Source organism: Rhizobium sp. rho-13.1 (assembly GCF_007000305.1).
GTDB classification, from domain to species: domain Bacteria; phylum Pseudomonadota; class Alphaproteobacteria; order Rhizobiales; family Rhizobiaceae; genus Rhizobium; species Rhizobium rhododendri.
Genome location: NZ_SCFL01000003.1, coordinates 395,271 through 421,936, shown reverse-complemented (window position 1 = coordinate 421,936; position 26,666 = coordinate 395,271). Strand labels below are relative to the sequence as shown.

Annotated in this window: 21 protein-coding genes and 2 tRNA genes; 10 read left to right on the top strand and 13 right to left on the bottom strand. The window is 62.2% G+C overall.

Features of this window, described 5'->3' with window-relative positions; translation table 11 throughout:
- Positions 1–403: 403 nt before the first annotated feature.
- On the top strand, positions 404–2,353 hold the full coding sequence (locus tag EQW76_RS13300) for a M23 family metallopeptidase (protein ID WP_142824842.1): 1,950 nt from the start codon (positions 404–406) through the stop codon (positions 2,351–2,353).
- Positions 2,354–2,365: 12 nt separating this feature from the next.
- Here the strand turns inward: EQW76_RS13300 and EQW76_RS13295 are convergent, their stop codons facing one another.
- Together EQW76_RS13295 and EQW76_RS13290 are read right to left on the bottom strand one after the other, a co-directional pair.
- Positions 2,366–2,584, bottom strand: coding sequence for a 4-oxalocrotonate tautomerase family protein (locus EQW76_RS13295; protein ID WP_142824841.1), 219 nt, complete (start codon positions 2,582–2,584; stop codon positions 2,366–2,368).
- A gap of 83 nt (positions 2,585–2,667) precedes the next feature.
- Positions 2,668–3,408: an SDR family oxidoreductase gene (locus tag EQW76_RS13290; protein ID WP_142824840.1), complete on the bottom strand. Its 741-nt coding sequence runs from the start codon at positions 3,406–3,408 to the stop codon at positions 2,668–2,670.
- Positions 3,409–3,506: 98 nt separating this feature from the next.
- On the opposite strand from EQW76_RS13290, the gene EQW76_RS13285 reads away from it, so the two are divergent.
- From EQW76_RS13285 to EQW76_RS13270, 4 genes are all read left to right on the top strand, one after another.
- Complete coding sequence (locus tag EQW76_RS13285; protein WP_142824839.1) at positions 3,507–4,415, top strand: LysR family transcriptional regulator; 909 nt, start codon at positions 3,507–3,509, stop codon at positions 4,413–4,415.
- A 98-nt stretch (positions 4,416–4,513) separates the two neighbouring features.
- A complete protein-coding gene (hisC, locus tag EQW76_RS13280) occupies positions 4,514–5,590 on the top strand; it encodes a histidinol-phosphate transaminase (RefSeq protein WP_142824838.1) in 1,077 nt (358 codons plus the stop codon).
- Positions 5,591–5,831: 241 nt separating this feature from the next.
- The gene (locus EQW76_RS13275) at positions 5,832–7,070 is read left to right on the top strand and encodes an MFS transporter (RefSeq protein ID WP_224127907.1); all 1,239 of its coding nucleotides are present in this window, start codon (positions 5,832–5,834) and stop codon (positions 7,068–7,070) included.
- A 32-nt stretch (positions 7,071–7,102) separates the two neighbouring features.
- The gene (locus tag EQW76_RS13270) at positions 7,103–7,597 is read left to right on the top strand and encodes a GNAT family N-acetyltransferase (protein WP_224127905.1); all 495 of its coding nucleotides are present in this window, start codon (positions 7,103–7,105) and stop codon (positions 7,595–7,597) included.
- 46 nt (positions 7,598–7,643) lie between these two features.
- Here EQW76_RS13270 and EQW76_RS13265 read toward each other — a convergent pair whose 3' ends face one another.
- Entirely contained in the window at positions 7,644–9,578 is a 1,935-nt protein-coding gene (locus tag EQW76_RS13265) for a methyl-accepting chemotaxis protein (protein ID WP_142824867.1), read from the bottom strand.
- A gap of 485 nt (positions 9,579–10,063) precedes the next feature.
- A complete protein-coding gene (locus EQW76_RS13260; protein WP_142824836.1) occupies positions 10,064–10,243 on the bottom strand; it encodes a hypothetical protein in 180 nt (59 codons plus the stop codon).
- A 48-nt stretch (positions 10,244–10,291) separates the two neighbouring features.
- Between EQW76_RS13260 and EQW76_RS29240 the strand changes: the two genes are divergently transcribed.
- Positions 10,292–10,504, top strand: coding sequence for a hypothetical protein (locus EQW76_RS29240; RefSeq protein WP_142824835.1), 213 nt, complete (start codon positions 10,292–10,294; stop codon positions 10,502–10,504).
- 16 nt (positions 10,505–10,520) lie between these two features.
- On the opposite strand, the gene EQW76_RS13250 is transcribed toward EQW76_RS29240, so the two are convergent.
- The 7 genes from EQW76_RS13250 to EQW76_RS13220 form a co-directional block, all read right to left on the bottom strand.
- Positions 10,521–10,889 carry a nuclear transport factor 2 family protein gene (locus tag EQW76_RS13250; RefSeq protein ID WP_142824834.1) on the bottom strand — a complete coding sequence of 123 codons (369 nt, stop codon included), beginning with the start codon at positions 10,887–10,889 and terminating at the stop codon, positions 10,521–10,523.
- Between the two features lie 273 nt (positions 10,890–11,162).
- Positions 11,163–13,763, bottom strand: a complete 2,601-nt coding sequence (clpB, locus tag EQW76_RS13245) for an ATP-dependent chaperone ClpB (RefSeq protein ID WP_142824833.1) — start codon at positions 13,761–13,763, stop codon at positions 11,163–11,165.
- Positions 13,764–13,993: 230 nt separating this feature from the next.
- The gene (locus tag EQW76_RS13240; protein WP_142824832.1) at positions 13,994–14,866 is read right to left on the bottom strand and encodes a DUF4167 domain-containing protein; all 873 of its coding nucleotides are present in this window, start codon (positions 14,864–14,866) and stop codon (positions 13,994–13,996) included.
- 341 nt (positions 14,867–15,207) lie between these two features.
- Positions 15,208–16,080 (bottom strand): peptide chain release factor N(5)-glutamine methyltransferase, encoded by an 873-nt coding sequence (gene prmC / locus EQW76_RS13235; protein WP_142824831.1) that lies wholly within the window; start codon positions 16,078–16,080, stop codon positions 15,208–15,210.
- On the bottom strand, positions 16,077–17,156 hold the full coding sequence (gene prfA / locus EQW76_RS13230; protein WP_142824830.1) for a peptide chain release factor 1: 1,080 nt from the start codon (positions 17,154–17,156) through the stop codon (positions 16,077–16,079). Before prfA ends, prmC begins: the two co-directional genes overlap by 4 nt.
- Before the next feature lie 390 nt (positions 17,157–17,546).
- A complete protein-coding gene (gene ptsP / locus EQW76_RS13225; protein ID WP_142824829.1) occupies positions 17,547–19,814 on the bottom strand; it encodes a phosphoenolpyruvate--protein phosphotransferase in 2,268 nt (755 codons plus the stop codon).
- 87 nt (positions 19,815–19,901) lie between these two features.
- On the bottom strand, positions 19,902–21,155 hold the full coding sequence (locus EQW76_RS13220) for an aspartate kinase (protein WP_142824828.1): 1,254 nt from the start codon (positions 21,153–21,155) through the stop codon (positions 19,902–19,904).
- 305 nt (positions 21,156–21,460) lie between these two features.
- Between EQW76_RS13220 and EQW76_RS13215 the strand changes: the two genes are divergently transcribed.
- On the top strand, positions 21,461–22,522 hold the full coding sequence (locus tag EQW76_RS13215) for a sensor domain-containing diguanylate cyclase (RefSeq protein ID WP_142824827.1): 1,062 nt from the start codon (positions 21,461–21,463) through the stop codon (positions 22,520–22,522).
- A 20-nt stretch (positions 22,523–22,542) separates the two neighbouring features.
- Here EQW76_RS13215 and EQW76_RS13210 read toward each other — a convergent pair whose 3' ends face one another.
- Positions 22,543–23,469, bottom strand: coding sequence for an alpha/beta hydrolase (locus tag EQW76_RS13210; RefSeq protein WP_142824826.1), 927 nt, complete (start codon positions 23,467–23,469; stop codon positions 22,543–22,545).
- Between the two features lie 366 nt (positions 23,470–23,835).
- Between EQW76_RS13210 and EQW76_RS13205 the strand changes: the two genes are divergently transcribed.
- From EQW76_RS13205 to EQW76_RS13195, 3 genes are all read left to right on the top strand, one after another.
- Positions 23,836–25,167, top strand: coding sequence for an MFS transporter (locus EQW76_RS13205; RefSeq protein ID WP_142824825.1), 1,332 nt, complete (start codon positions 23,836–23,838; stop codon positions 25,165–25,167).
- Positions 25,168–25,291: 124 nt separating this feature from the next.
- Positions 25,292–25,364 (top strand) — tRNA-Thr (locus EQW76_RS13200).
- An 83-nt stretch (positions 25,365–25,447) separates the two neighbouring features.
- Positions 25,448–25,521: transfer RNA gene (locus tag EQW76_RS13195), tRNA-OTHER, on the top strand.
- A 294-nt stretch (positions 25,522–25,815) separates the two neighbouring features.
- Here EQW76_RS13195 and EQW76_RS13190 read toward each other — a convergent pair.
- Entirely contained in the window at positions 25,816–26,406 is a 591-nt protein-coding gene (locus EQW76_RS13190; RefSeq protein WP_142824824.1) for an HAD-IA family hydrolase, read from the bottom strand.
- Between the last annotated feature and the right edge of the window lie 260 nt (positions 26,407–26,666).

Here is a 26,666-nt window from a genome sequence, read left to right as displayed (position 1 = left end):
CCGCCGCCCTCGTCAGTGACCGGCTTATAGGCCCTACCTCCCGAAGTAGTCAACAGTCGATTTTCACAAAATCAGAAAAAAGTCGTAACGCGCTGGAAATGAACGATAATTTTGAATCGTGTGAAAGTGCCGTGACAGAGCCTATCGGATCGCTGTCGATGCCGGCATGGCGCCCGGGCATCGAGAGCCCGTCAAACCCCGGGACTTCCATGCGCTCTGTGAAGCGGAGCCACCGGCCGCGCCGCACTTTACTCTTGTAAGGCGGTGGCAGGCGCTAAAAGGCGGCGCTCTCCATCCCCAGGAACGGCCACGGGTTGATTTGACTTGGCTGTAATAAATATGCACAGCTTGCCGCCAGCTTTGGCGCTGCCTGTTTTATGGGGAAGGAAGCGGACGGATTGGAATGGTGACGGACAAGGCGATGCTTCGCTCGCTCGGTAACGAGCCGCCGATCCTGGCCGACGGCCGGCGTGCGCCCGACCGGCGCGAAGTCTCCCTGCGCTGGCTTTCCGGAACGTTCCTGACCGGCATCACCTCCAGCATGTTGATGGGCATGGCGCTTTTTGCAGCGCTCGACGGCCGCCAGCAGCTCGCCATTCCGGCCGAGGCCTATGCAACGACCGACAGCGGCAACCCCGGCGACGGCGACGCATCCGTGACGCGCGGCGGACGGCTGGTGGCCACGCAGGTCGCCGCCAAGCCTGCCGACCGCAGCATTCTCGAAGTCTCGACGGTCGTGCGCGACGGCGACAAGGATGTCGTCCGCCGCCAGCCCTTCGCCCATGTGAAGATGCAACTGGCCGCCACCCACGCCACCTCGGAGAGCTATCCGGCCTTCGATCCGCTGGCGATCTTTGCCACCGACGACAAGTTGCCGGCTGCAGTCAACCACACCGGTGCCCTCTACGGATCCGACGTCGAATCCGAAGTCAGCCTGAAGACCGTGCCCTTTCCGGTCAAGGGCACACCCTTCACCCTCGCCCCGGCAATGTCGCTGGACGAGGTCGAGGAAAACGTCCGCTCGAACGGCTCGATCCTCACAGACGCCAACACCCAGCTTTCGGCACTCTATTACGTCGACCCGCGCCGCTTTGCGACCGATGAAGCCGATGTCGACCTGACGGCGGGGCTTGCCGCCCGTATCGTCGAGGAGAACATGTCCGTCTCGGTGCCGGAACAGGTGACGCCGAACACGCCGGAATATGCCGACGACATCATCCCCGTGCGCCAGACGACCGCCATCGAGGCCGCCCTCACCGCTGCCGGCTATCCTCCCGCCGATGCGAGCACGGTCGCCGGCAGCATCGAGCCGCTCTACGGCGCACCGGTCGTCAATGCCGGGGACGTCTTGCGGATCGGCATCCTGCAGACCGGCGAGCGCGCCAAGATTATTCGCGCCAGCCTTTATCATGGCACCAAGCATGCGCTGACCGTTGCGCTCGACGACAGCGGCCATTTCGTCGCCGGCAGCGAACCGCCGCTGCTCGACGCAATCGCCACGGCTTTCGACAACGACACGGCGCCTGTGGCCGCCGGGCGCGACCTGCCGCGCGTCTATGACGGGATCTATCGGGCAGGCCTTGCCTATGGGATGACCCGCGAGATGCTGTCGCAGATCATCAAGCTGCTGGCCAGCAATGTCGATTTCCAGGCGCAGCTGAAACCGACTGACATGCTCGAAGCCTTCTTCTCCGTCGTCAACGGCAAGGGCCAGGCGACGTCGGATTCGGAACTGCTCTACGTCAACGCCCGGTTCGGCGACACGGTCACCCGTTTCTACCGTTTCGAGGACCCGGACGACCATTCGATCGACTATTTCAACGAGGACGGCAAAAGCATCCGCCAGTTCCTGCTGCGCAACCCGGTGCCGACAGGCGTCTTTACCTCGGGCTTCGGCATGCGCCGCCATCCGATCCTCGGCTTTGCCCGCATGCACACCGGCGTCGACTGGGCCGGCCCGCGCGGCACGCCGATCATCGCCGCCGGCAACGGTATCGTCGAGAAGGCCGGCTGGGATTCCGGCGGCTTCGGCAACCAGACGCTGATCCGCCACGCCAACGGCTATGTCTCTTCCTACAATCACCAGAGCGCCATCGCCAAGGGCGTCGTGCCCGGCGCAAAGGTGGTGCAGGGCCAGGTAATCGGCTTCATCGGCTCGACCGGCATGGCAACCGGCGCCCATCTGCACTACGAGCTGATCGTCAACGGCACCAAGGTCGATCCGCTGCGCATCCGCCTTCCCGGCGGCAAATCTCTGGACGGCACTGCACTCGCAAAATTCGAGGACGAGCGCAAGCGCATCGACACCCTGCTGTCGGACGAAAAGGCCAAGCAGGTGGCAAGCCGCGGCTAGGTTGCCGGAGCGTCAGGCCGGCTCCTCGGCCCGATAGGCTTGCGGAATGACGAAGACCTCGTCGGCACGACCATAACCGCCGTCTGGCACGGTCTCGATCAGCACCATGGTGTGCGGTCGGGCCGCTTCGCTGAGATAGGCGACCAGCAGGTCCGTGGTCCGATGGATCAGTTCTTCCTTCTGGGCTTTGGAGAGAGCGCCTTCGGGCAGCTTGAAATTGGCAAACGGCATAGGGATTCCCTTGGATTGGAGACGGATTGGCGGCTGGCCTGGCCCGGTTGAGCCGAGACATGGCCAGCACGCATTCGCAATGTTCAGATCGCGCCGCCATTGGCGCGGATGACCTGGCCGTTGACCCAGCCGCTATCGGGGCCGGACAGGAACGAGACGAGGCCGGCGATGTCGTCGGGCTGGCCGAGCCGCCCGAGAGGGATCGTGCCGGCGATGGCCTTGACCAGCGCGTCGCTTTTGCCCGTCATGAAGAGATCGGTCTCGACTGGCCCGGGCGCCACGGCATTGACGGTAATGCCCTTGGGTCCGAGCTCCTTGGCAAGAATGTGGGTCATTGCCTCGACCGCTGCCTTGGTGGCGGCGTAGATTGCGTAATTCGGCTGGTAGAGACCGACGACGCTCGACGAGAAGCTGACGATCCGGCCGCCTTCTCGCAGTCGCCGTGCCGCCTCGCGCATGCCGCGGAAAACGCCGCCGATATTGACCGACACCATCCGCTCGAACGCGGCGTCGTCGACGTCGGCAAGCGGAGACAGCGACATGATGCCGGCATTGTTGACGAGGATGTCGACCTTGCCGAATTCCTGTTCAGCGGCATCGAACAGGGTGCTCATGCAATCTGCTGCGCCAATATCGGCGCCGACCGCGATTGCCCGGCCGCCGGCAGCAGCGATCGTGGCGACGACCTCGTCCGCAGCCTGGCGACCGCTGGCATAATTGACGACGACGGCGATACCATCGCGGGCCAGCCGCCGGGCGATGGCGGCGCCGATACCCTTGGAAGCACCGGTAATGATGGCGGTGCGGGAATGTTGATCTGTCATGTTGATCTCCTTCTGATGAGGAGACCAATACGCCGATGCCAGAATAGAACAATCACCGCTAATTTGACATCTCTATTCGGCTGTGATGAACAAGCTGAATGGATCGCCTGGATCGCCTGCAATTGTTCGTCCGCATTGTCGAGCGCCGCAGCTTCACCGCTGCGGCAGCCGATAGCGGTCTTGCACGCTCGACGGCGACCGAGGCGATCAAGCAGCTGGAAGCCGATATCGGCGCGAGATTGCTGGAGCGCTCCACACGTCATGTGATGCCGACGCTGGACGGCGAGGCTTTTTACCACCGCTGCCTGTCTATCCTGGCGGATGTCGAGGCGGCGGAAAACGCCTTTCGTGACGATCGTCCGCGCGGCCTGTTGCGTATCGACGCCAATGCGCAGGTCACCCGCACCTTTCTTTTGCCGCACCTGCCGGAATTCCTGGAGCGCTACCCGCTGATCGACCTGCATCTGGGACAGGGAGACCGGCTGGTCGATCTGCTGCGCGACGGTGTCGATTGCGTCATTCGCGCCGGCGAACCTTCCGACAGCGGCATGATCATGCGCCGGCTTGCCCTCGTCGAGGAGGTCACCTGCGCCAGCCCGGCCTATCTCGAGGCGCACGGGGTGCCGACCTCGCCGGACGGGCTGGACGGCCACGTGATGATCGGCTTCCTTTCGTCCCGGTCCGGCGAAGTCCTGCCGCTCGAATTTACCGTCGCTGGCAAGAGGCGCGATATCCACCTGCCGACCCGGGTGACCACCAACAGTTCCGATACCATGCATGAACTTGCCCGCATGGGACTGGGCCTGGTACAGGCGCCGCGCTATCGCTTCCGACAGGATTTCGAAGAGGGCGTGCTGGTCGAGGTGCTGAAGGACTTCTCCCCGAGCCCGACGCCCTATTTCGCGCTCTACCCGCAAAACCGCCAGCTGGCGCCAAGGCTGCGCGTCTTTCTCGCCTGGGCGACAGCAATTTTTGCGGAAGCAAAACTGTCTCGCGAAACTGACTGACGCATCCCGCCCGCTCCTGTCGGACGAACGGCGGGCATTGCGTTGCTTTGAGGGACGGAGTTTGCAAGATTGGCGCCATAGTCACCCAGGGAAAACACATGAGCCGCTTCTGGAGCCCCATCGTCTCGACATTGACGCCCTATGTTGCCGGCGAACAATCGAAGATCCCCGGCCTGGTCAAACTGAACGCCAACGAAAGCGCCTATGGGCCTTCGCCTGAGGTGGCGGCGGCAATTGCCGCGCAGCTGGACGGTTCGTTGCGGCTCTATCCCGATCCGACATCCCGCCGCCTGCGCACCGCGATTGCCGATAGCTACGGTTTCGAGCCCGACCGGGTGTTTGTCGGCAATGGCTCCGACGAGGTGCTGGCGCATGTCTTCAAGGCGCTTTTGAAACACGATGCGCCGCTGCTCTTTCCGGACATCACCTACAGCTTCTACACCACCTACTGCCGGCTGTTCGACGTGCCCTATCGCGAAATTCCGCTCGATGAGGCCATGTCGGTGCGGATCGACGACTTCCGGCAAGCCTGCGGCGCGATCATCCTGCCCAACCCGAACGCACCCACCGGTACCGCCCTGCCGCTGGGCGAAATCGAGAGGCTGCTGCTCGAGCACCCCGATCAGGTGGTGGTAATCGACGAAGCCTATGTGGATTTCGGCGGCGACAGCGCGGTGCCGCTGGTCGAGCGCTATCCGAACCTGCTGGTCGTCCAGACCTTTTCGAAATCCCGCAGCCTTGCCGGCCTTCGCGTCGGCTTTGCGATCGGCCAGAGACCGCTGATCGATGCGCTGGAACGGGTGCGCGACAGCTTCAACTCTTACCCGCTCGACCGGCTGGCGGAGGCCGGCGCCATCGCAGCCTGGGAAGACCGGGCATGGTTCGACAAACACCGAGCCATGATCGTCGCCAGCCGCGAGCGTCTGGCAGCGGCGTTGCGCGCGCTTGACTTCGATGTGCTTCCATCCTCGGCCAACTTCCTGTTCGTCACGCATCCGACGCGCACGGCAAGCGATCTTCTCGCCGAACTCAGGCAAAGATCCCTGCTCGTCCGGCATTTTGCAAAGCCCCGCATCAAAAACTACCTGCGCATCACGATCGGCACCGATGCCGAATGCGAGCGTTTGGTGAAGGCGCTGAACGAGATCCTGTCAGAACCACCCGTTGATCGGTAGCGGCGGTCATCCATACCTTGGAAATGCGCCCCGTTGACGATCTCAGGATTTATGCCTAGCTTGGCCGTCATGAAAGCTGCGACGTTTTTTCAGGTGGTGAGTGCGCGCATGGGCAGGATGGCATAGCCATCCGGCGGAAGCACCCATGCGCGACGAACAGGCTCCCGACGGGGCCTTTTTTTATGCCTCAAATCTGGCTGAGCCCCGTCGATCCCTTTCATCCCACCGACAGGACCGAACGATGATAGCCGCATCTCCGGACAACACGCTCAGACACCCGTCTGCATCTGCTACTGCCAGCCAGACGCCCGCCCCACCTCCGCTGCTCTCGCTGATCTTGCTGACGGCGCTCTCGGTTGTGCCAGTCAACATGATCCTGCCGTCGCTGCCGCACATCGCCGCCGAGTTTCACGCCAGTTCCGCCGTCGTCAGCCTTTCCGTTGCCGGCTATGCTGTTGTCACGGCTTTAATCGAGATCGTTTCCGGTGCAATCTCGGATCGATACGGACGGAGGCCCGTCGCCCTGACGGCCATCGTTGTCTTCATCTCGGCATCGATCGGTTGCGCCGTCTCCACGGATATCGTCGCCTTCATGATTTTCAGGGCTCTGCAGGCATCGATAGCCGCCTGCTTTTCGATAGCCCTCGTCATCATCAAGGAGACCTCGGGCGGACATGCGACAGCCAGCCGGTTTGGTTACCTCGCGATGGGATGGGCCCTTGCTCCGATGCTCGCACCCGTCGTCGGGGGTTCGCTGGATGCGGCCTTCGGATGGCGGGCGATCTTCATCACGCTGGCAACGGCCGGTACCGCCGTCCTCATCCTCAGCCTTGTGACGCTGCCAGAAACCGCTGACCGAGCCCGCAGGTCGCACAGTAGCGCGGGCGCCTATCTCCGGCTCATCCGTTCGTCCGCATTCTGGTGCTATGCGCTCTGCATGGCGGCATCCATGGGGACGCTCTACCTCTTTCTCGCAGGCGCCCCTGTTGCCCTCGGTCCCTTGCTTGGCGGCTCGACCGCGAAACTGGGCCTCTCCATGGGTATTGTCCCGGCCGGCTTTATGCTCGGCAGCTTGCTTGCTGGTCGTTACGCTTCGAGAATGTCGCTCGGCACCGTCCTCGTCACGGCGCGGACGCTGACCTGTACCGGCCTGCTGCTCGGTCTCGGCCTTGCGCTCATGGACGCGGGCAACGCTTTTGCGCTTTTCGGGCCCTGCATGTTCATCGGCATCGGCAACGGGCTGACCATGCCCGCCGCCAACAGCGGCGTGCTTTCCGCCCATCCCGACCATGCCGGAACCGCGGCAGGATTGGCGGCCGCCCTCAGCATCGGCGGCGGTGCTCTGATTGTCTCGCTCGGCGGCCCGTTTATCGCAGGCGCCAGTGCCATCCCGCTGTTCTTTGCCGTCATGCTCGTCCCCGCAGGCCTGGCGCTGCTGGCCGCAATCTGCGCCGCATTTCTCGGAGCGAGGGTAGAGTGAATAAAATGGAGAACCGAAGGGAGAATGACAGAATGCAAATATTGCGCCTCAAAGACAATCCAGCCTTCGCAGATACGGTTGCCGATCGCAGCTGGAACGCCTGGTGGACGGAGACGGGGGTCACTCTGGCGCAATATCGCGCCCACCTGGACCCTATGATCGAGAACGACGGCATTCCCTTTTGCCTCGTCGCCGAAGAGGACGGCATCTATCTGGGCTCGGTGCTGATGATTGAAAACGACCTGGATGCACGCCCGGACTATACACCGTGGATCGCGGCTTTATGGGTCGAGCCGCATGCAAGAAAACGAGGGGTCGCCACGCGGCTGATCGTCGCCGCGCGGGCGCAAGCTGCGAAATGGGGGAAATATAACTGCTATCTCTGCGCAACGCCGGAGATGGACAGCTTTTACCTCGGGCAGGGCTTCGAGCAGATCGAGACGGATGTCTCCGGACTGAATATCTTCCGGATCGAGCTTTCAGACCGGCCGGCGAGATCGCCTCGCGGCCGCATCTCGCCTCGGTGATCCAGCCGGTCGGCCCTCTCAGGCCTTCCGGCTGTTCGTCGTCTGATCAGAACTCTTCCCAGCTTTCCTTGACGGCGGCATTGCCGGCGGAGAAAGCCTTGGCTACCTGGCCTGCAAGACGGCGGGCGGGCGATGGGACCGGCCGATGTGCCGGGGCAGCCGCCATGGCACGGGGCGCATGACCGGAGGTGCTGCCGAGCTGGAACTGTGAAATGAGCTCCCGCAATTTGCCGCTTTCGCTGGCAAGCGTCGCGCCCGCAGCACTCGTTTCCTCGACCATCGCGGCGTTCTGCTGGGTCACCTGGTCCATCTGGTTGACGGCGGTGTTCACCTCGCCCAGACCGACCGACTGTTCGCGCGCCGAAGTGGCAATCGAGTCCATGTGCTGGTTGACGGTGACGATATAGCCTTCGATCGTCCGCAGCGCGTTGCCGGTATCGCTGACAAGCTTGACGCCGCTCTGAACATCGGTGCTCGAGTTGCGGATCAGGTCCTTGATTTCCTTGGCAGCCTTGGCCGACCGCTGGGCGAGTTCGCGGACCTCCTGGGCGACGACGGCAAATCCCTTGCCTGCCTCGCCGGCACGGGCGGCTTCGACGCCGGCGTTCAAGGCAAGCAGGTTGGTCTGGAAGGCGATTTCATCGATAACGCCGATGATGTTGGAGATCTCGTTCGACGATTGCTCGATCTTCTGCATCGCCTCGACGGCATTCGCAACGACTTTGCCGGACTGGGCAGCGCTTTCATTTGCCAGCATGGCAATCTGGCGGGCTTCTTCGGCACGCTTCGAAGAATTACTGACATTGACGGTGATCTGGTCGAGGGCAGCGGCCGTTTCTTCCAGCGAAGCCGCCTGTTGCTCCGTGCGCTTGGACAGGTCGTCGGCGCTGACGCTGACTTCGCGACTGCCGGTATCGATCCCGCTCGTTGCCTGCGCCACAGCCCGCAAGGTTTCGGCAAGCTGCTGGACTGCGGCGTTGAAGTCTTCCCGGAGGCTTTCGAACTCGGGAGCGAACTTGCTGGCAAGCTGAAAGGTCAGGTCGCCGCTGGCAAGGTGCTTCAGGCCTTCGCCGAGCCCGGATGTCGCCTCGGCCATGGATTCAGCCTTGATGCGCTCGGCTTCACTGCTCTTGCGGCGTTCCTGTTCGGTCAGGCTGCGATTGGTATCGGCATCCTGTGCGAGCCGGATGCGCTCGATGGCATTCTCCTGGAAGACACCGACGGCAGCGGCCATCTGGCCGATTTCGTCCTTGCGGCCGATACCGGGAACGACCACGCCGGTTTCTCCGTTGGCAATACGCGTCATCGTCGCATTGATGCCGGAAACCGGGCGAACCAGACCGAGGTTCAGGAGATACATGCCGAGTACAGCGACGAACAGCATTGCGCCGCCGCCGACATAAATGGCCATCTGCGCCGTGGACGCAGCATTCTCCGAAAGCGACGCGCGCTTGACGAGGAGAGCCTGCTCGTCTGCCGCCATCTCCTTCACCTTTGCCCGGATACCATCCATGGTTTGCTTGCCAGCGCCCGAAATCTCGATCTGGCGGGCCTGCTCATAGGTCGCGGGATCTTTCACCAGCACGGTTTCCGGCTCGACCACCTTTTGCGTCCAGGTCTTCACCAATGTGTCGAGATCGTCGAGACGCCGTTGCTGGACAGGATTATCGGAGGTGAGAGCCCGGAGCTGCGCCAGATTGTCTGCATAGGCTGCGGCACCGGCCTTCTGGGGTTCCAGGAAGTTGGGGTTCGAGGAGATCACATAGCCGCGCATGCCGGTTTCCTGATCCACCATGGCAGCGACGACACCCTCGAGCCGGGCCAGAACCTTGTAGGTATGCTCGGTCCAGCCCGAGGCCTGCTGCTGAGTCGCAATCGAATTTCCGCTGATCGCACTGACGGCGACATTGATGGCCATCAGCACCACAAGGGTGACTGAGATTTTGTAGAGTATCTTGAGGTTGTTGAAGTACGTCAGCATCGGGTCGGTATCCTCTGGCGGTTCAGTGGCGTTTTCACGCGTTCGATTGTTGGTGAAAGTCGATCCATCCCCACGGAGATCGTCCGGCACGGCGTTTGAAACGATCTTCAGCCCCACCGCATTGCCGCCGAAGCACAGAAAATCCGCATCCTGATTCCCGCGCGCACGGCAGCAGGCGGCGCTTGCAGAAGCGCGCAAATAACAATCTGGATTTAGAAGAAGAAATCGGGTGCGGCGGAGACGATGTAGAGATGAAGGGGAGATTTATCCGATTACAAGGGATCATGCCGCAAATCAGCAGCATGGCTCCCGGCAAGAGGCGACATCATGTCATCTCGACTGGCGTGTCCGGTAATTGCAGAAACTAGGAGGCATTGGTTAATTTACGCTAAATTCTAAGTTTAAAACAATTAACGGGCTATTTTTGTATTTAGGACTTGGCGATGACGGGCAGGGTGCGAAGAGGAATAGGCCAGGTAGAGCGCTCAGCACCCCTTGCCTCCACCACCCAAAGACAAAAGCGCAAGCCTCGTGGTCAACTCGCTGCGCGCTTTTTCGCAGAACTTCAGCATGACCTTGAACTCAGACAACAGCGTGCTCAACGGCTTCAGCTGGCCGCCGACGGAAAAGCGAGCGCGACCGCGCGGCTTGCCGGGGAATTTCAATCCACTACTTCCCTGCTTCATACCACTGACGCGTGAGGATAGAGCCCCATGACAAGCTCTCGTAAGGATCTGTTTTTTGCCCTGGCGATGATCGTTGCCGGCACAGCAGCATTTTTCCTCTTTCTCTACCTCGCCGGTATCGATCCCGATGAACAATCAATCGGCGCGATGGAATGGGTCATAGGCGGTATCCTCATCGGACCAGGCTTTAGTTATCTGCTCAGGTGGAGTAGCAAGCGGGGTAAGATCAAGGACCGTTAGACCCAAATCCGCTCGATCACTGTGGAAAGCGGCTGAGGTGCTCGTGGACGATCTTCCATTGCGCGTAGTCTTTTCTCAAGATGGTAGTGCCGCGTCCGTCGCCTTCATATATTTTCCCATCAATCTCGGCCCTCCAACGGAAGCGGTATATGCAGCTCGCAGCGTTATCGGTGACCGCAATCCAGTCGACGTCCTCAAGCCAGTATGTCTCGTTTTGAAGCTTGCGCCACGTTTCTTCGAACGCAGCCCTTATTGCGTCAATTCCGCAGTGGATACCGTCGGTAAACCAGAAGACCGCGTCCGCCGATATGAGCGGGGCGACTTCATCGAAGCGCCGCAGGTTAACTTTCGTTTCATAGAGTTTCATGAGTTCCTGAGGCTGCATTCGACGCTCTTTTCGTATCGGCTGGCATTCCGAAGTTTGTGGCCGCATGGGGTATTTTGCCATGGCACATTCATCCGGAACAAGCCGGTCGGAAATTTTGCATCTGCCCGAAAAGGATGGACTTCAGCCACCGGATTTCTTCGCGTGGAAGCAAGGGGAACGGGCCGATCCTTTGAAGCTTTAGCTGAACGGCTATCTGAACAGGGCGCCTATCCACCTCAAAATAAGGGCCGGCGTTGCCGCCAGCCCCATCTCCTTTTGCACCGCAAACCCTTACGCCGCCTGTGGCACGGTCTCGCGTGGGCGGAACAGGAGGCGGTCGCTTCCGCTGGTGACCTTGACCAGCGAGTTGTCCGGCACCTGCCCCGACAGGATCTGCTCGGCAAGCGGATCCTGGACGTATTTCTGAATCGCCCGTTTCAGCGGCCGCGCCCCGTAAACCGGATCGTAGCCCTTGTCGGCCAGCCAGCTGCGTGCATCGTCGTCGAGTTCCAGCGTGATCTTGCGCTCGGAAAGCAGCGTGATCAGCCGCTTCAGCTGGATGTCGACGATTGCTCCCATCTCACTCCGCTTCAGGCGGTGGAACAGGATGATCTCGTCGATCCGGTTGAGGAATTCCGGCCGGAAATGGCTGCGGACCTCGCCCATGACCGGTTCGCGCACCGCCTCGCTGTCATCGTTCTCGCCCAGCTTGGTCAAATAGTCGGAGCCAAGGTTCGACGTCATGATGATCATCGTGTTGCGGAAATCGACCGTCCGGCCCTGCCCGTCCGTCAGGCGTCCGTCGTCCAGCACCTGCAGCAGCACGTTGAAGACGTCGGGATGGGCCTTCTCGATCTCGTCGAACAGCACGACCTGATAAGGACGGCGACGGACGGCTTCGGTCAGCGACCCGCCTTCATCGTAGCCGACATAGCCGGGAGGGGCACCGATCAGCCGGGATACGGAGTGTTTCTCCATATATTCCGACATATCCATGCGCACCATGGCGCTGTCGTCGTCGAACAGGAAGCGGGCCAGTGCCTTTGTCAGCTCCGTCTTGCCGACGCCGGTCGGCCCGAGGAAGATGAACGAGCCAAGCGGCCGGTTCGGATCCTGCAGACCGGCGCGGGCGCGGCGCACGGCACGCGAAACGGCTTGCACTGCATCGCCCTGCCCGACCACCGATTTCGCCAGCTCGTCTTCCATGCGGAGCAGCTTGTCCTTGTCACCTTCGAGCATCTTTTCGGTCGGGATGCCGGTCCAGCGCGAGACGATATGGGCGATGTTGTCGGCGGTCACCACCTCCTGAACCATCGCATTCTGCGTGTGATCCTGGGCTTCGGCCTCCGTCAGGTCCTTTTCAAGACCGGGGATGACGCCATAGGCAAGCTCGCCGGCGCGCTGGAATTCACCTTTGCGCTGGGCAATCGCCAGTTCGTTGCGGGCTTCATCGAGCTGCTTCTTGAGGTCCGCGGCAAGGCCGAGCTTGGACTTTTCCGCCTGCCAGCGAGCCGTCAGCGCATCGGCCTGCTCCTCGAGGTTGGTGAGCTCCGTTTCGAGCCGCACCAGCCGGTCGGCCGAGGCCACGTCGGTTTCCTTTTTCAGCGCCTCGCGCTCGATCTTCAGCTGGATGACGCGACGATCGAGTTCGTCCAGTTCCTCCGGCTTGGAATCCACCTGCATGCGCAGCCGCGCTGCCGCCTCGTCCATCAGATCGATGGCCTTGTCGGGCAGGAAGCGGTCCGTGATGTAGCGGTTCGACAGGGTCGCTGCCGCCACCAGAGCGGCGTCGGCTATGCGCACCTTGTGATGCTGCTCGTATTTCTCCTTGAGCCCGCGCAGGATCGAGATGGTGTCCTCGACCGTAGGCTCGCTGACCATGACCGGCTGGAAACGACGGGCCAGCGCCGGGTCCTTCTCGACATGCTTGCGATATTCGTCGAGCGTCGTAGCACCGACGCAATGCAGCTCGCCGCGTGCCAGCGCCGGCTTCAGGAGGTTGGAAGCGTCCATGGCCCCATCGCCCTTGCCGGCACCGACCAGCGTGTGCATCTCGTCGATGAACAGGATGATCTCGCCGTTTTCCGACTGCACCTCGTTGAGCACAGCCTTCAGCCGCTCCTCGAATTCACCTCGGAATTTCGCACCGGCAATCAGCGCGCCCATGTCGAGCGCCATCAGCTTCTTTTCCTTCAGCGATTCCGGCACGTCGCCGTTGACGATGCGTAGCGCAAGGCCTTCGACGATCGCCGTCTTGCCGACGCCGGGCTCGCCGATCAGCACCGGATTGTTCTTGGTGCGACGCGACAGCACCTGGATCGTGCGACGGATTTCGTCGTCACGGCCGATGACAGGATCGAGACGGCCTTCGCGCGCCTCGGCAGTCAGATCGCGCGCATATTTCTTCAGCGCCTCGTAGCCGTTCTCGGCATTCGAAGAATCAGCGGTACGGCCCTTGCGGATCTCGTCGATAGCCTTGTTGAGACCGATAGGCGTCACACCGGCATTCTTCAGCGTCGTCGATGTCGAGGCGCTCGATTCCATCGCCAGCGCCTGCAGCAGACGCTCGACGGTGACGAAACTGTCGCCTGCCTTCTTGGCAAGATCCTCGGCAGTCGTGAACACCTTGGCCAGCGGCTGCGCCAGGTAGACCTGGCCATTGCCACCCGAAACCTTCGGAATTTTCGCCAGGGCCGCATCGTTGGCAAGCTTGGCCGCCTTGGGATCGCCGCCCGCACGCTGGATCAGCGAGGCAGCCATGCCCTGGTCGTCGTCGAGAAGAACCTTGAGCACATGCTCGGCGGTGAACTGCTGGTGATCCTGACCGAGTGCGTTGGTCTGGGCAGACTGCAGAAAGCCGCGCAGCCGTTCAGAGTATTTTTCGATATCCATCTTAGAACCTCCATGGATCGCCCTGCCCGCTTTTCGGCACAGAACGAGAGTGAGAGAAGACCCCCTGAAAAGGCAGATCCCGGTGCCGCATCCGTCAGGGACAGTGCCGCAGCCGAAGAACATATGGGTGGGAAATTACGCTGTTTAAAGGGTGCTGAAAACGAAAATACCCCGGATGAACCGGGGTATCTTGATGTGTATCAATTCAATGTGCGAAGTGGCGAAAATGCCTATTCGGAGCCGACATCCGCAAGGTTCGGGGCGTCGTTGCCACCTTCGCCGGGAGCATCGCTATCGGTGAGGCGCGGGCGGCGCGGACGGCCAGCAGCGCGACGACGCGGCTGGCGCGGCTCCTCGGTGCCCTGGGCTTCCTCGATGGCAACTTCCGCTGGCGTGCCGACGATTTCGGGCTGAGGGCCGGTACCGTCGTTGACGGGAGCGGGAGCTGCGGCCGGCGTACGTGGCGTGTAGACGCGCGGTGTGCGTGGCTGGCGCGGCGCCCGCTGGGCTTCGGCCTGCGGCTGGGGCTGATCGCCCTCGCCAGGCGTTGCATCCTGCTGGACCGGAGCCGGCTGCGGCGCCGGGCTCGGCTGCTGGCTGGCGACGGGACCGTGGGCCGGTTGCTGCGGCATCGACTGCTGCGGCGCATTGCGGCTCTGCATCGAAGGCGCGATCATTGGCTGATCGTCCATCTCGTTGCCGTCCATGTCGTCCATGTCGCGCTCGTTGCCGTCGCGATCATTGAAATCCTGCCTATCTTCGCGCTGGAAGCGTTCCTGCATCTGCGCCTGTGCGGCTGCGATGATGCGGTAATAGTGCTCAGCGTGCTGAAGATAGTTTTCCGCCATGACGCGGTCGCCGGAAGAGTGGGAATCGCGAGCCAGTGTCGAGTATTTCTCAGCGATGTGCTGGGCGGTACCGCGGATCTTCACATCGGGACCAGAACTATCGTAAGTCCGGGTCAGGGGGTTCGATCCCTTCCGATTGAAGTTGTTGTTCTGGCTGTTATTGCTGCTGCTGCCGCTGCTGGGGTTTCCGCCGCCGCTGCCGCCGCCGTTGTTGCCACGCCCTCGACCGCGCTTGTTCTGCTGTCCTGGCCTCATAGATCCTTCACCTGAATTCTCTTGTTGTGATAATTGCGCGCGGCACCCTGCCGCCATGGCCGGACAAACCGAGCCAGGGCCTGCGTGCCGCAAGCAGATCGGGTCTAACCCCCGTCTGCCGCTCGACTACGTCAGATTAACTGAATCACGCATCGGGTACGTTCAACCTTCAACACTCATTCAAGAGAGCGGACCCCTGAGGCTGACCGGAACCCGAACGAATCTCCCATTCGTTTCCGGCTGCCCAACGCGTGAGCGCAACCTATATTGCTTCCCGGCTAAATCCAAGTCCTTTTCTTTAACAGCATAATAAAGTAGGAAAGACTTGTATTTTCAGCGCGTTATATACCTTTTGCGAAGATCAGGGCACGGTCGTTGTGACCATAATCGCGCGCTGCCTCTATCAATCTGAACCCCGAGCCCTCGAACAAGGCGGTGACTGTCGGGCGCTGGTCATAACCGATTTCGAGACCGAGCACGCCGTCGTCGTGAAGAAATTGCGCAGCGTCCGCAGCGATTGCCCGGTAGGCATCAAGACCGTCCCGGCCGCCATCGAGCGCCGCCGTCGGATCGAAATCCCTGACCTCCGGAGCCAGTGTCGGCATAACGTCCGATACGATATAAGGGGGATTTGAGACGATTGCGTGAAACCGTCCCGAAATCGGCGTGAACCAGCTGCCCTCTGCGGTGCGGAACCGGTCGGCAAGGCCATTGCGTTCGGCATTTCCCCTGGCCGTCGCCAGCGCGTCGGCGGAGATGTCGCTGCCCAAACCCGCTGCCTCGCGACATTCATGCAGCAGAGCGAGGCAGATGGCGCCGGTGCCGGTGCCCATGTCGAGAATATCGATGCTCCCGTGCAAGCCGACCAGCCTGCGCAGATGCGGCAGGACGCTGTCCACCAGGATCTCGGTGTCCGCCCGGGGCTCCAGCGTCGCCGGCGACAGGCGCAGCGGCAGGCCGTAGAATTCCCGCTCGCCAAGAATGCGATGCACCGGCTCATGGCGCAAACGACGCGCGATGGCGTCCTCCAGACGCACGACCCCTTCGGCATCCACCGTTTGGTCGGAGCGGGTGACGATCTCGGTGAACGTCAGCCCGAACAGCCCGGATACCAGCACCTTGGCGTCGGCGGCAGGATCGTCGAGGCCCGCCTCCGCAAACCGGCTCCGCGCCGATGCCTGCAATGCGCCGATCGTCGGGCCGGTGTCGCTCACATGCGATCCCCGAGCTGGGCAAGCTGGCTTGCCTGGTGATCGGCACGCAGCGCATCGACGACATCGTCGATCTCGCCTTCCATCATCCGGTCCAGCTTGTAGAGCGTCAGGTTGATGCGGTGGTCGGTGATGCGCCCTTGCGGAAAATTATAGGTGCGGATGCGCTCCGAGCGGTCGCCGGAGCCGACCTGGCTCTTGCGGTCGGCCGAGCGCTCGTTGTCGACCCGCTGGCGCTCCATGTCGTAGAGCCTGGAGCGCAGCACCTGCATCGCCTTGGCGCGGTTCTGATGCTGCGATTTTTCTGAACTGGTGACGACGATGCCAGACGGCATATGGGTGATGCGAACAGCCGAGTCCGTCGTGTTGACGTGCTGGCCGCCGGCGCCCGACGAGCGCATCGTGTCGATGCGGATATCCTGCTCGCGCACTTCGATATCCACCTCTTCGGCCTCGGGCAGCACCGCCACCGTGGCCGCGGAAGTGTGGATGCGGCCGCCGGCCTCGGTGGCCGGTACGCGCTGCACCCGGTGCACCCCGGATTCGAACTTGAGCTTGGAGAAAACGCCCTTGCCGGTGATCGTCGCAATCACTTCCTTGTAGCCGCCCGCTTCGCCGTCGCTCGAGGAGAGAATTTCAACCTTCCAGCCGTTCACCGAGGCGAAACGCTCGTACATGCGGAAAAGGTCGCCGGCAAACAGCGCCGCTTCGGAACCACCGGTCCCGGCACGGATTTCGAGGATGGCGCTCTTCTCGTCGGCGGCATCCTTCGGCAGCAATAGGATCTGTATCTCGGTCTCCAGCGTCTCGATACGCTCGCGCACGCCGGGCAGCTCCATATCGGCCAGGTCGCGCATCTCGCGGTCGACCGTCTTGTCGCCCAGCATCGCTTCGAGATCGGCCCGCTCCGCCGTCGCTTTTTCGTAGTCGCGGATCTTCATGACGACGGGCTGCAGCTCGGAATACTCGGACGCCAGCTTGACGTAGACATCCGCCGCCGGGCCTTCGGACATGCGCGCCTCGATCTCGCCGAACCGGCGCTCCAGCTCACGCATTTTTTCAACAGGTAGTGTAGCCACAGTCGAACTCCGAATTTTTCCAAGGCGCCCTGATGTCAGGCGCCGTCATCCATGGCGATTATCTGGCGGCCAGCCGTTGAACTGCACGCCTCGCCCCCGATCCTTCCTCATTCCTGTGCTTGTCACAGGAATCCAGTGCGCCCAGTCCTAGGCGCGCAAGACCTCCCGATTGCCGAGACAAGTCTTTTCACGACGCAGACGCGCCGTGGCTGGATTCCTGTGACAAGCACAGGAATGAGGGGGAGAGCGTCGCGCCTTCCAGACCCGGGCGAGAGCCAGACCGCGGGAACCAGGTCCCTAGCTTCCCATGCCTGGCCCAGCCCTGAAAGGACGGGCAGAGCGCCTCTTACCTCTTTCCACCGCAGTCAGCAACAGACTGCGCAAGAGCAGCTACAGGGGAATATTATGGGTCAATGCGAACTGCGCAAGGATGTCCCGCACCGAGAGCGTCGGGTTGCGGTCGTCCAAAGCCTCTTCCATGACTGCCGCCAGCGCCCCGACATCGAGACCCAGCAGCATCGCCTTGACCGGCCCGATCGAGGCTGGCGACATCGACACCGAGCGGAAGCCGATGCCCATCAGCGCCATCGCCGAGATCGGCTTGCCGGCAAGCTCGCCACACAGCGTCACCGGTGTCTTGTTGCGCTCGCCGGCGCGCACGATATCCCGCAGGATGCGCAGGAAAGGCCGCCCGAGCGTGTCGAACCGGTCGGACACGCGGGCATTGCCGCGATCGACCGCCATGGAAAACTGGAACAGGTCGTTGGAGCCGACCGAGACGAAATCGACGGCAGCCATGAGCTCGTCGAGCTGCCAGAGCAGCGCCGGGACTTCGAGCATGGCGCCGAACTGCAGCTTCCGCGGCAGCGCATGGCCGAAGCGCGACAGATGGTGCACTTCCTTCTGCAGCAGTTCGCGCACCGCCTTGATCTCGGAAACCTCCGTGACCATCGGCACCATCATCTTCAGTTCGCCGTCGGCGGCAGCCTTCAGCATGGCGCGCAGCTGCGTGCGCAGCAGGCCCGGCCTATCCAGCGAAAGCCGGATGGCGCGCCAGCCGAGTGCCGGATTTTCTTCCTGATGCGCCCGGAAATAGGGCACGACCTTGTCGCCGCCGATATCCAGCGTGCGGAAGGTGACGACGTGATCGCCCGCCTGCTTCAGGACATTGCGGTAGAACATTTCCTGCTCATCGGCCTTCGGCATCGTCGAGGCGATCATGAACTGCAGCTCGGTGCGGAAAAGACCGATGCCTTCGGCGCCGGATTCGGCCAATTGCGGAAGATCGACCAGCAGTCCTGCATTCATCAGCAGCGAGATGCGCTGGCCGTCCCGCGTGACCGGCTCGACGGCACGCAGCGCCCGGAACTGCTCCTGGCGGCGGGCGCGGAACTTGACCTTCTCTTCATAGGACTTCAGGTGATCGGCCATGGGCCGCAGGTGCACGTGGCCCTCGTCGCCATCGATGATGACGGAATCGCCGTTTTCCGCCAGCGCCACGACGCCGGCCGCCTGTCCGACGACCGGAATGCCCATAGCGCGGGCGACGATGACGACATGGCTGGTGACGGCGCTGTCTTCCAGCACTAGGCCGCGAATGTTGTCGCGCGGATAATCGAGCAGCTCGGCGGCTCCCATGGCGCGGGCGAAGATGACTGCGTCGTTGGGAAAACCGTCCGTCGTGTTGCGGCCGGTATGGCCGGTCAGCTGCCGCAGCAGCCGGTTGGCCAGGTCCTCGAAATCGTGCATGCGGTCGCGCAGGTACGGGTCGGTGAGCCGCATCATCCGAGCCTTCGTGTCGCTCTGCACTTTCTCGACCGCAGCCTCGGCCGTCAGGCCGTTGCGGATCGCCTCCTCGAGCTTGCGAACCCAGCCCTGGTCGTGGGCGAACATACGGTAGGTTTCCAGCACCTCGCGGTGCTCTCCTTCCATCGACACGTCGCGACGCGACAGCATGTCGTCGATGGAAATGCGCAAGGAGCCGAGGGCATCGGCCATGCGCGAGATTTCGTGGTCGGTGTCTTCGTTGAGCAGGTTGGTGACGACGACGCGCGGCTCGTGCAGCACGACATAGCCAAGGCCGATGCCTTCATTGTAGCTGTCGCCGTCGATGGTGACCGAGCGGGTCAGGTCGAGTTCGAGGCCGGGCTTCGAGATCTTCTTCAGATCGCCGGTGGCGATCATCTCGGCCAGCACCATGGCCGTCGTCTCGAGCGCTTCAAGCTCCTCGTCGCGGTAGGTGCGGCTGGCCTTGTTCTGCACGACGAGAACGCCGAGCGACCGGCCGGCGCGCAGGATCGGCACACCGAGGAAGGAATGGTAGATCTCTTCTCCGGTTTCCGGCAGATACCGGAAGGCCGGGTGCGACTGGGCGTCGGAGAGATTGAGCGATTGCGCCGAGGCGGCGATGGTGCCGACCAGGCCCTGGCCCATCTTCAACTGCGCCAGATGGACGGAATCCTTGTTGAGACCTTCGGTGGCATAGAGCTCGAGCACGCCGTCGGCGCGCAGCACGTAGACCGAGCACACCTCCGCCACCATGTTGCTGGCGATCTGACGAACGATCCGGTCAAGGCGATCCTGCGGTTCAAGCGGCTCCGCCATCAGCTCGCGCAGCCGCTTGAGCAGGACGCGCGGACCGCCGGAAAGGTCTCTCATTGCGTCACGCTCCCGAAAATCATGTCCACGCTGCGAAGGGTGTCACGAAGCATTTCGCGCTTCGCCCTGCCCCTCTGCAGTTTCAAATCAACTCTTATCCAGACCGTAGCAGGAATGCAAAGTCCTGACTGCAAGTTCTGCATAGGGGCCGTCGATCAGGATCGAAATCTTGATTTCCGAGGTGGTGATTGCCTTGATGTTGATGCCTTTTTCAGCAAGTGCCCGGAAAGCGCTCGCTGCAACGCCTGCGTGCGAACGCATGCCGATGCCAATCACCGAAACCTTGACCAGACCCGATTCGTTCTGGATGACATCGTAGCCGATCTGGCTCTTGTGTTCGCCGAGAACGGCGAGCGCCTTGTCGACGTCGCCGGACGGCACGGTGAAGGTCATATCCGTGGTCGAGCCGTCCTCGGAGATGTTCTGGACGATCATGTCGACATTGATATGGTTTTCAGCGAGCGGCCCGAAGATCGCAGCCGAGACGCCGGGGCGGTCGGAAAGCCGCCGGAGCGAAATCTGCGCTTCATCCTTGGCATAGGCGATGCCGGTTACGACTTCCTGTTCCACGATCTCTTCCTCATCACAAATCAGCGTTCCGGGCGGGTTCAGAAGGTCGCCCATGCCCGGCGCATCGGGGTCTTCGAAAGACGAGCGCACGAAGGTGCGGACCTTGAATACCATGGCAAGTTCGACCGAGCGCACCTGCAGCACCTTGGCGCCGAGCGACGCCATCTCGAGCATTTCCTCGAAGGCGATCTTCTTTAGGCGGCGCGCCTTCGGCACGATGCGCGGGTCGGTCGTATAGACGCCGTCAACGTCTGTGTAGATGTCGCAGCGGTCGGCCTTGACGGCTGCAGCAATCGCCACCGCCGAGGTATCGGAGCCGCCGCGGCCGAGCGTCGAAATGCGATTGTCGGGACCGAGACCCTGGAAGCCGGCAACGACGGCCACCTGGCCCTCGCCCATGCGGCGGATGATCTCGTCACCGTTGATCTCGAGGATGCGGGCCGCGCCATGGGCGTTGTCGGTCTTGATCGGGATCTGCCAGCCCTGCCAGGAACGCGCATTGATGCCGAGGTGCTGAAGCGCGATTGCCACCAGCCCCGAGGTAACCTGCTCGCCCGAGGCGACAACAGCGTCATATTCTCGCGCATCGTGCATCGGCGAGGCATCGCGGGTCCATCCGACCAGCTCGTTGGTCTTGCCCGACATCGCCGAGACGACGACGGCGACTTCGTGGCCGGCATCGACCTCGCGTTTCACATGCCGGGCGACGACGCGAATACGATCCATGTCCGCGACGGAGGTCCCGCCGAATTTCATCACGATGCGTGCCATAAGCCTCTACCCATAGTGGCGCGCCTCGTCACTGAGACCCGCCATACGACAAGGCTCCGCCCGGGGCAGCAGCAAAAGCGGTGGCTTTTCATACTGCCGGTGCACCGGAAACGGAGCGTCTATTTCGGCCGTCTCATACCGACTTTGAAGGGTGCGTGCAATGGGCATGCGACATCGATATGACGGGCGGCGAAAGCCGGCGGCAGTCCCAAACGATGCTCTAAATTAGACAACCTCGGCAACAAAGTCTTAAAGCTTATGCGCGAGTGTAGGCGAGCCGCTTCACGCAAAGCCAGAAATCGACGATGACCAACCCGCCCGCTCCGCGTTTCCTCGACCGCCTGAAGACGCTTGGCGCATCGCTTGTCTCCGTCTGCAATCCGGCCGTTCGTCGCCTGGAGCAGCAGCTGCGCGAAAAGGAAGCCACCATCGCGGAACAGGCCGAGGCGCTGGCCCGTGGCCGCAGGATTTTCAACCGCGCGGCCGAGGCTGCCCGCATCGGCATATGGCAATGCAGCCTGCCCGACGAGACCCTGACCTGGACGGATGTAGTCTACGACATTTTCGACCTCCCGCGCGACCTGCAGGCGGGCCGCGCGGAAACGCTTGCCTGTTATACCCAGGCATCCGCCAAGGAATTGCAGGAAAAGCGCCGTCTTGCCATCGAGACCCGCAGCGGTTTCACGATGGATGCGGAGATCGTGACGCAGAAGGGCAATCATCGCTGGATCCGCATCACCGCCACGGTGGAATGCGAGGGCGAAGAGCCCGTGCGCATCTTTGGCATCAAGCAGGACATCACGGACGCCAAGCTACTTTTCGATCGCACCCGCCACCTTGCCGATTTCGACATGATGACCGGGCTTGCCAACCGCGCCCAATTCCAGCTGCGTCTCGCTGCTCTATGCGAGGAACACGACCGGTCGAAGGCGCCGGCAGCGTTGCTGCTGGTCGACCTCGACGGCTTCAAGGCGGTCAACGATACCTATGGCCATGCCACTGGCGACGCCTGCCTGATCGAGGCGGCCGACCGGCTTCGCGCCGTCTGCAATTGTGCCCATCTGATTGCCCGCATCGGCGGCGACGAGTTTGCGGTTCTGCTGCTGCAGGACGCCGAACGCGGGACGGTGACCGATATCGCAAGCGACATCGTCCAGATCGTTCGCCGGCCGATGATCCTCGGCGATCTCGTCCTCAACATCGGCGCCTCCGTCGGCGTAGCACTTGCCGACGGGTCCAGCCCGTCCGAATTGTTTCAGCGGGCCGACACGGCGCTCTATGCCGCCAAAGCCGCTGGGCGCAACACCTTCAGCATCTTCGAGCCATCAGAGCGCCAGACGCTCTGCGCACCGCGCAGCGCCGCCTGAACCCGCCGAGACCAGATAGGCTAGGCGAGGAACCCGCCCTTGCGCAGCCAGGATTCATACCAGGCCGGCCAGGCGGCGGATGGCGTACCGGCCTTGCCCATGCCGAAGCCGTGTCCGCCGGTCGCGAGGCGGTGCATATCGACAGGCACACCGGCGCTCTTGCAGGCAGCAGCCATGATCAGTGTGTTGTGCGGATCGGAAACAGCATCGTCCTCCGCCTGGACGAGGAACATCGACGGGCAATGGGACCGCACATGCGGCTGCACCGACCATTCGGCGCTTTCCTCGTCGTTCGGATGCCGGCCGATCAGCACGGTCTTTGTCGAGGTATGGTCGTAGGGCGGCTCGAGCGTGATGATCGGATAGATAAGCGCTGCAGCATTCGGCCGCGCCGATTGCTTGTCGGCCTCGTCGACGGCGCGATAGGAGCGATAGGCCGAGCGCGCCGACGCCAGTCCCATCAGATGGCCGCCGGATGAAAAACCGAGCGCGCCGATGCGATCGGGATGAACGTCGTATTCGACGCTTCTCGCCCGGATCAGCCGCAGGGCGCGCTGTGCATCCTGAAGCGGTGCCCGGGGACCTTCCCGCCAGCCCTCCGACGGCAGCCGGTAGGACAGCACGAAGGCGGTGATGCCGCGATCGTTCAGCCAAAGCGCTGCCGGATGCGCCTCGCTTTCCATCTCGATCCGCTTGTATCCGCCGCCCGCCGCCACCAGCATGGCCGCGCCATTGGGCTTGGCCGGGCGGAAGACCTCGATAGATGGCGTGGCGATATTGCTGACGGCGCCTTTGGCGCTGGTCTCGACCGGCCCTTTCGGACCACGGCCGCCCGGGGCTCCTGCCGGCCAGAGCGGGATGACCGCATTGGCCGCGCTTGCCTGCCGCGATGCCGCGAGCAGCAGTGCCGCGCCGCCGGCCATAAGCAATGTTCTGCGATCGATCATGACGGTAATTTCCCTTTGGAGTGGCGTTCAGACAGGTGCGGCAAGGTAAGGGCAAAACTGAGGCAGAACAGCCTCAAAGTGCCGTCCGCAAGCCACCCGGCGACGTAAAACTGCAAATAATGATGATCATGTCATCATACCAGTTGACGACGTCAGCTCAATTTGACAGGTTCCGGCGACTTAAACGGGAGGAAATGCGGCACCACGGCGTGGGGAAAGCCTGTTTGCAGCGTGCAGACAGACAACGCGCGCCGTCGCCCGCATCGGATGAGATCAACAGGAGCCGTTTCCGTGAGGGAGGGCTTCGCGAGACAGGCGGCAGACCCTCTGCGGTGACAGCCCCTGCACTCGTCTTGGGAGGAAGACATGGACGCCACGACACATTCACAGAACACCGAACAGCAGGTCGAGGCATCGACGATCCGGAAGATCTCGTTCCGCATCGTGCCGTTCATCGCGCTGATGTTCTTCATCAATTTCCTCGACCGGACGGCCATCTCGTTTGCCGGGCCGAACGGCATGACCCAGGATCTCGGCATGACGGCCGCCCAGTTCGGCTTTGCCGCCGGCATTTTCTTCTTCGGCTACATCGTGCTCGAGATTCCGAGCAACCTGGCGCTTCACCAGTACGGCGCACGCCGTTGGCTGTCGCGCATCATGGTCACCTGGGGCATCGTCGCCATGCTGTTCACCTGGGTCAGTAGCATCAACGGGCTCTACGCCCTGCGCTTCTTCCTCGGCGTCGCAGAAGCCGGCTTCTTCCCCGGCGCAATCCTCTATCTCAGCACCTGGGTGCCCGGCCGCCACCGCGCAAAGATCCTGGCACTCTTCTATCTCGCACAGCCGCTGACGACCGTGATCGGCGCGCCGCTGGCCTCCGCCCTTATCCAGGCCCATGGGGTCTTCGGCCTCGAGGGCTGGCGGGTGATGTTCCTCGGCGTGTCCATCCCGGCCATCGTCGTCGGCATCATCACCTGGTTCTACCTGCCGGACACCCCCGTCGGCGCCAAGTGGCTCACCCCGGCGGAAAAGGGCTGGCTGAACCGGGCGCTGGCGAAAGAAGAATCGGAAAAGGTGACGGGGCGCCGCCACATGACGCTGCAGGCGCTGAAGGACGGCCGCGTCTGGCTCCTCTCGGTTATCTATTTCGGCCTGATCTACGGTCTCTATGCGCTTGCCTTCTTCCTGCCGACGATCATCGGCGGCTTCGAGGCCAAGTTCGGCACCAAATTCGATGTCTTCGAAAAGGGCATGATAACAGCCATCCCCTATCTGCCTGCCGCCTTCGCGCTCTACTTCTGGAGCCGGGATGCGAGCAAGCGCGGCGTCCGTCTCTGGCATGTCGGTATTCCGGCGCTGGTCGGCGCCATCAGCATCCCGCTGGCACTGCTGATGTCTTCGCCCGAGACGACGGTCCTCGTCGTCACCGTGACCGCCTGTGCGATCTTTGCAGCCCTGCCGAACTTCTGGTCGCTGCCGACAAGGTTCCTGACCGGCGCCGGCGCTGCGGCAGGCATTGCGCTCATCAACACGGTCGGAAACATCGCCGGCTTTGCAGCGCCCTACATCACCGGCGCCGTCAAGGATGCGACAGGCCTGTACGAGATGCCGATGGTCATCGTCGGCGGCTTCATGCTGGTCTCGGCTATCCTCGCTTTCTCCCTCGGCAAGGCCCTCAAGGACCCCACCGCAACCTGAAACCCGCCCTCCCCGTCGCAGCCATTCACCTGCGACGGGGAGGCTCGCGACGACCACGGCGCGTTAACCCTTATTTAACTATAGAGTTGCAACTGCCGCCCGGACGGGCAACAACACGGGGCATGCCCCTCGTAGCTCAACGGTAGAGCAGCTGCCTCGTTTGCAGAAGACCCAGGTTCAAGTCCTCGGCAGGGGCTCCCGCCACAATCTCTCCATAGTCCGGCGGATGCACGATTAAATTTACCCAGATTTAACGAAATACAACTACAGGTCATCCCATGGCCTCGTGGCGGAGTGGAGACGCAAGGGGAGTGAATTCCCCACAGCTTGGTTCGAATCCAGGCGAGGCCTCCATATGAACGTAATGCCGATCACCACCGCCTGCACCATCGGCCCTCCCAATTCCCTCATCCTGCGCCTGTCACAGAAATCCAGTCACAGCGCGTCTGAGCAGTGAGACGACATTATCTTAGGCGGAAAGAACTTTTCGCCCAAGGACTTGGGCGGCTGGATTCCTGTGACGGGCACAGGAATGAGGGTAGCTGGAGCTAACGCTTGTGCTTCCCCAGCTCTATCTAAATCATCCGTTAGGACTACGCCCAAACGGTATCAACGCGCCCATCACATTTTCCCCCCACTTTTCCTGTTTTACAGCGCGCCAACAATGCTCATACCCCTTTGCCAATGGACGGCGCTCCAACCGGAGGCATGCGCGGCCTGCACATTTTCCTCGGTGTCATCGATCAGGACGATGCTTTGCGGAGCGACAGAGGTGGCTTGCGTGACGAGGGAGTAGAATTCGGGGCTCGGCTTCTGGTACCCAAGCGATGCGGAGTAGAAAATGCCATCGACTTTCTCCCGTAGCCCCATGTCTTCCATCAGGTATGCGGCGCGCATATGCTCCTGGTTTGTCGCGAGGTAGACACGATCGCCGCGACCTCTGATCTCCGAAACAGCATCGAGCACCGCGCTGTCGATCCGCGAGTCGTTGGCGAACCAGTAGTCGATAAAAGTATCGACGCTGACATCGGGCGCGATCTCGGCCAGAACTTCGGCAAGCTCCGGCACCAGAGGCTTCCGCCCGCTGACGATATCCTGCCAGCGCGGGGCAAAAAACGCGCTTCGCAACGCATCGCGCGAAATCCCGAGGTCGGCGCCGAGGTCAGTCCACCACTGCGCGCCATCCCCCGGACGACCGCACACCAACACTCCATCGACATCCAGCATGATAGTGCGCATTGCGTGATGCCTTTCGCCAAGCCTGCACAGGGTATTTTCCACAAGACCGTGACGGCTTCATTGCAGCGCACGGCTCGAGGAGAATCCCGTTCGACAAGGGACCTGTGCAAAGGCGCATATGCTGCGGGCGGCGCTGTCCGCAGCGCGTTCGCCGCACACCCTCCAAACCCAACCTTCCGGCGAGCACCCACCGAGACGTTTGTCACTGCCGTCTGCCGGAATGGAGGCAAGTCGGGGCAGAGTAGTCAAGATATTGCAAA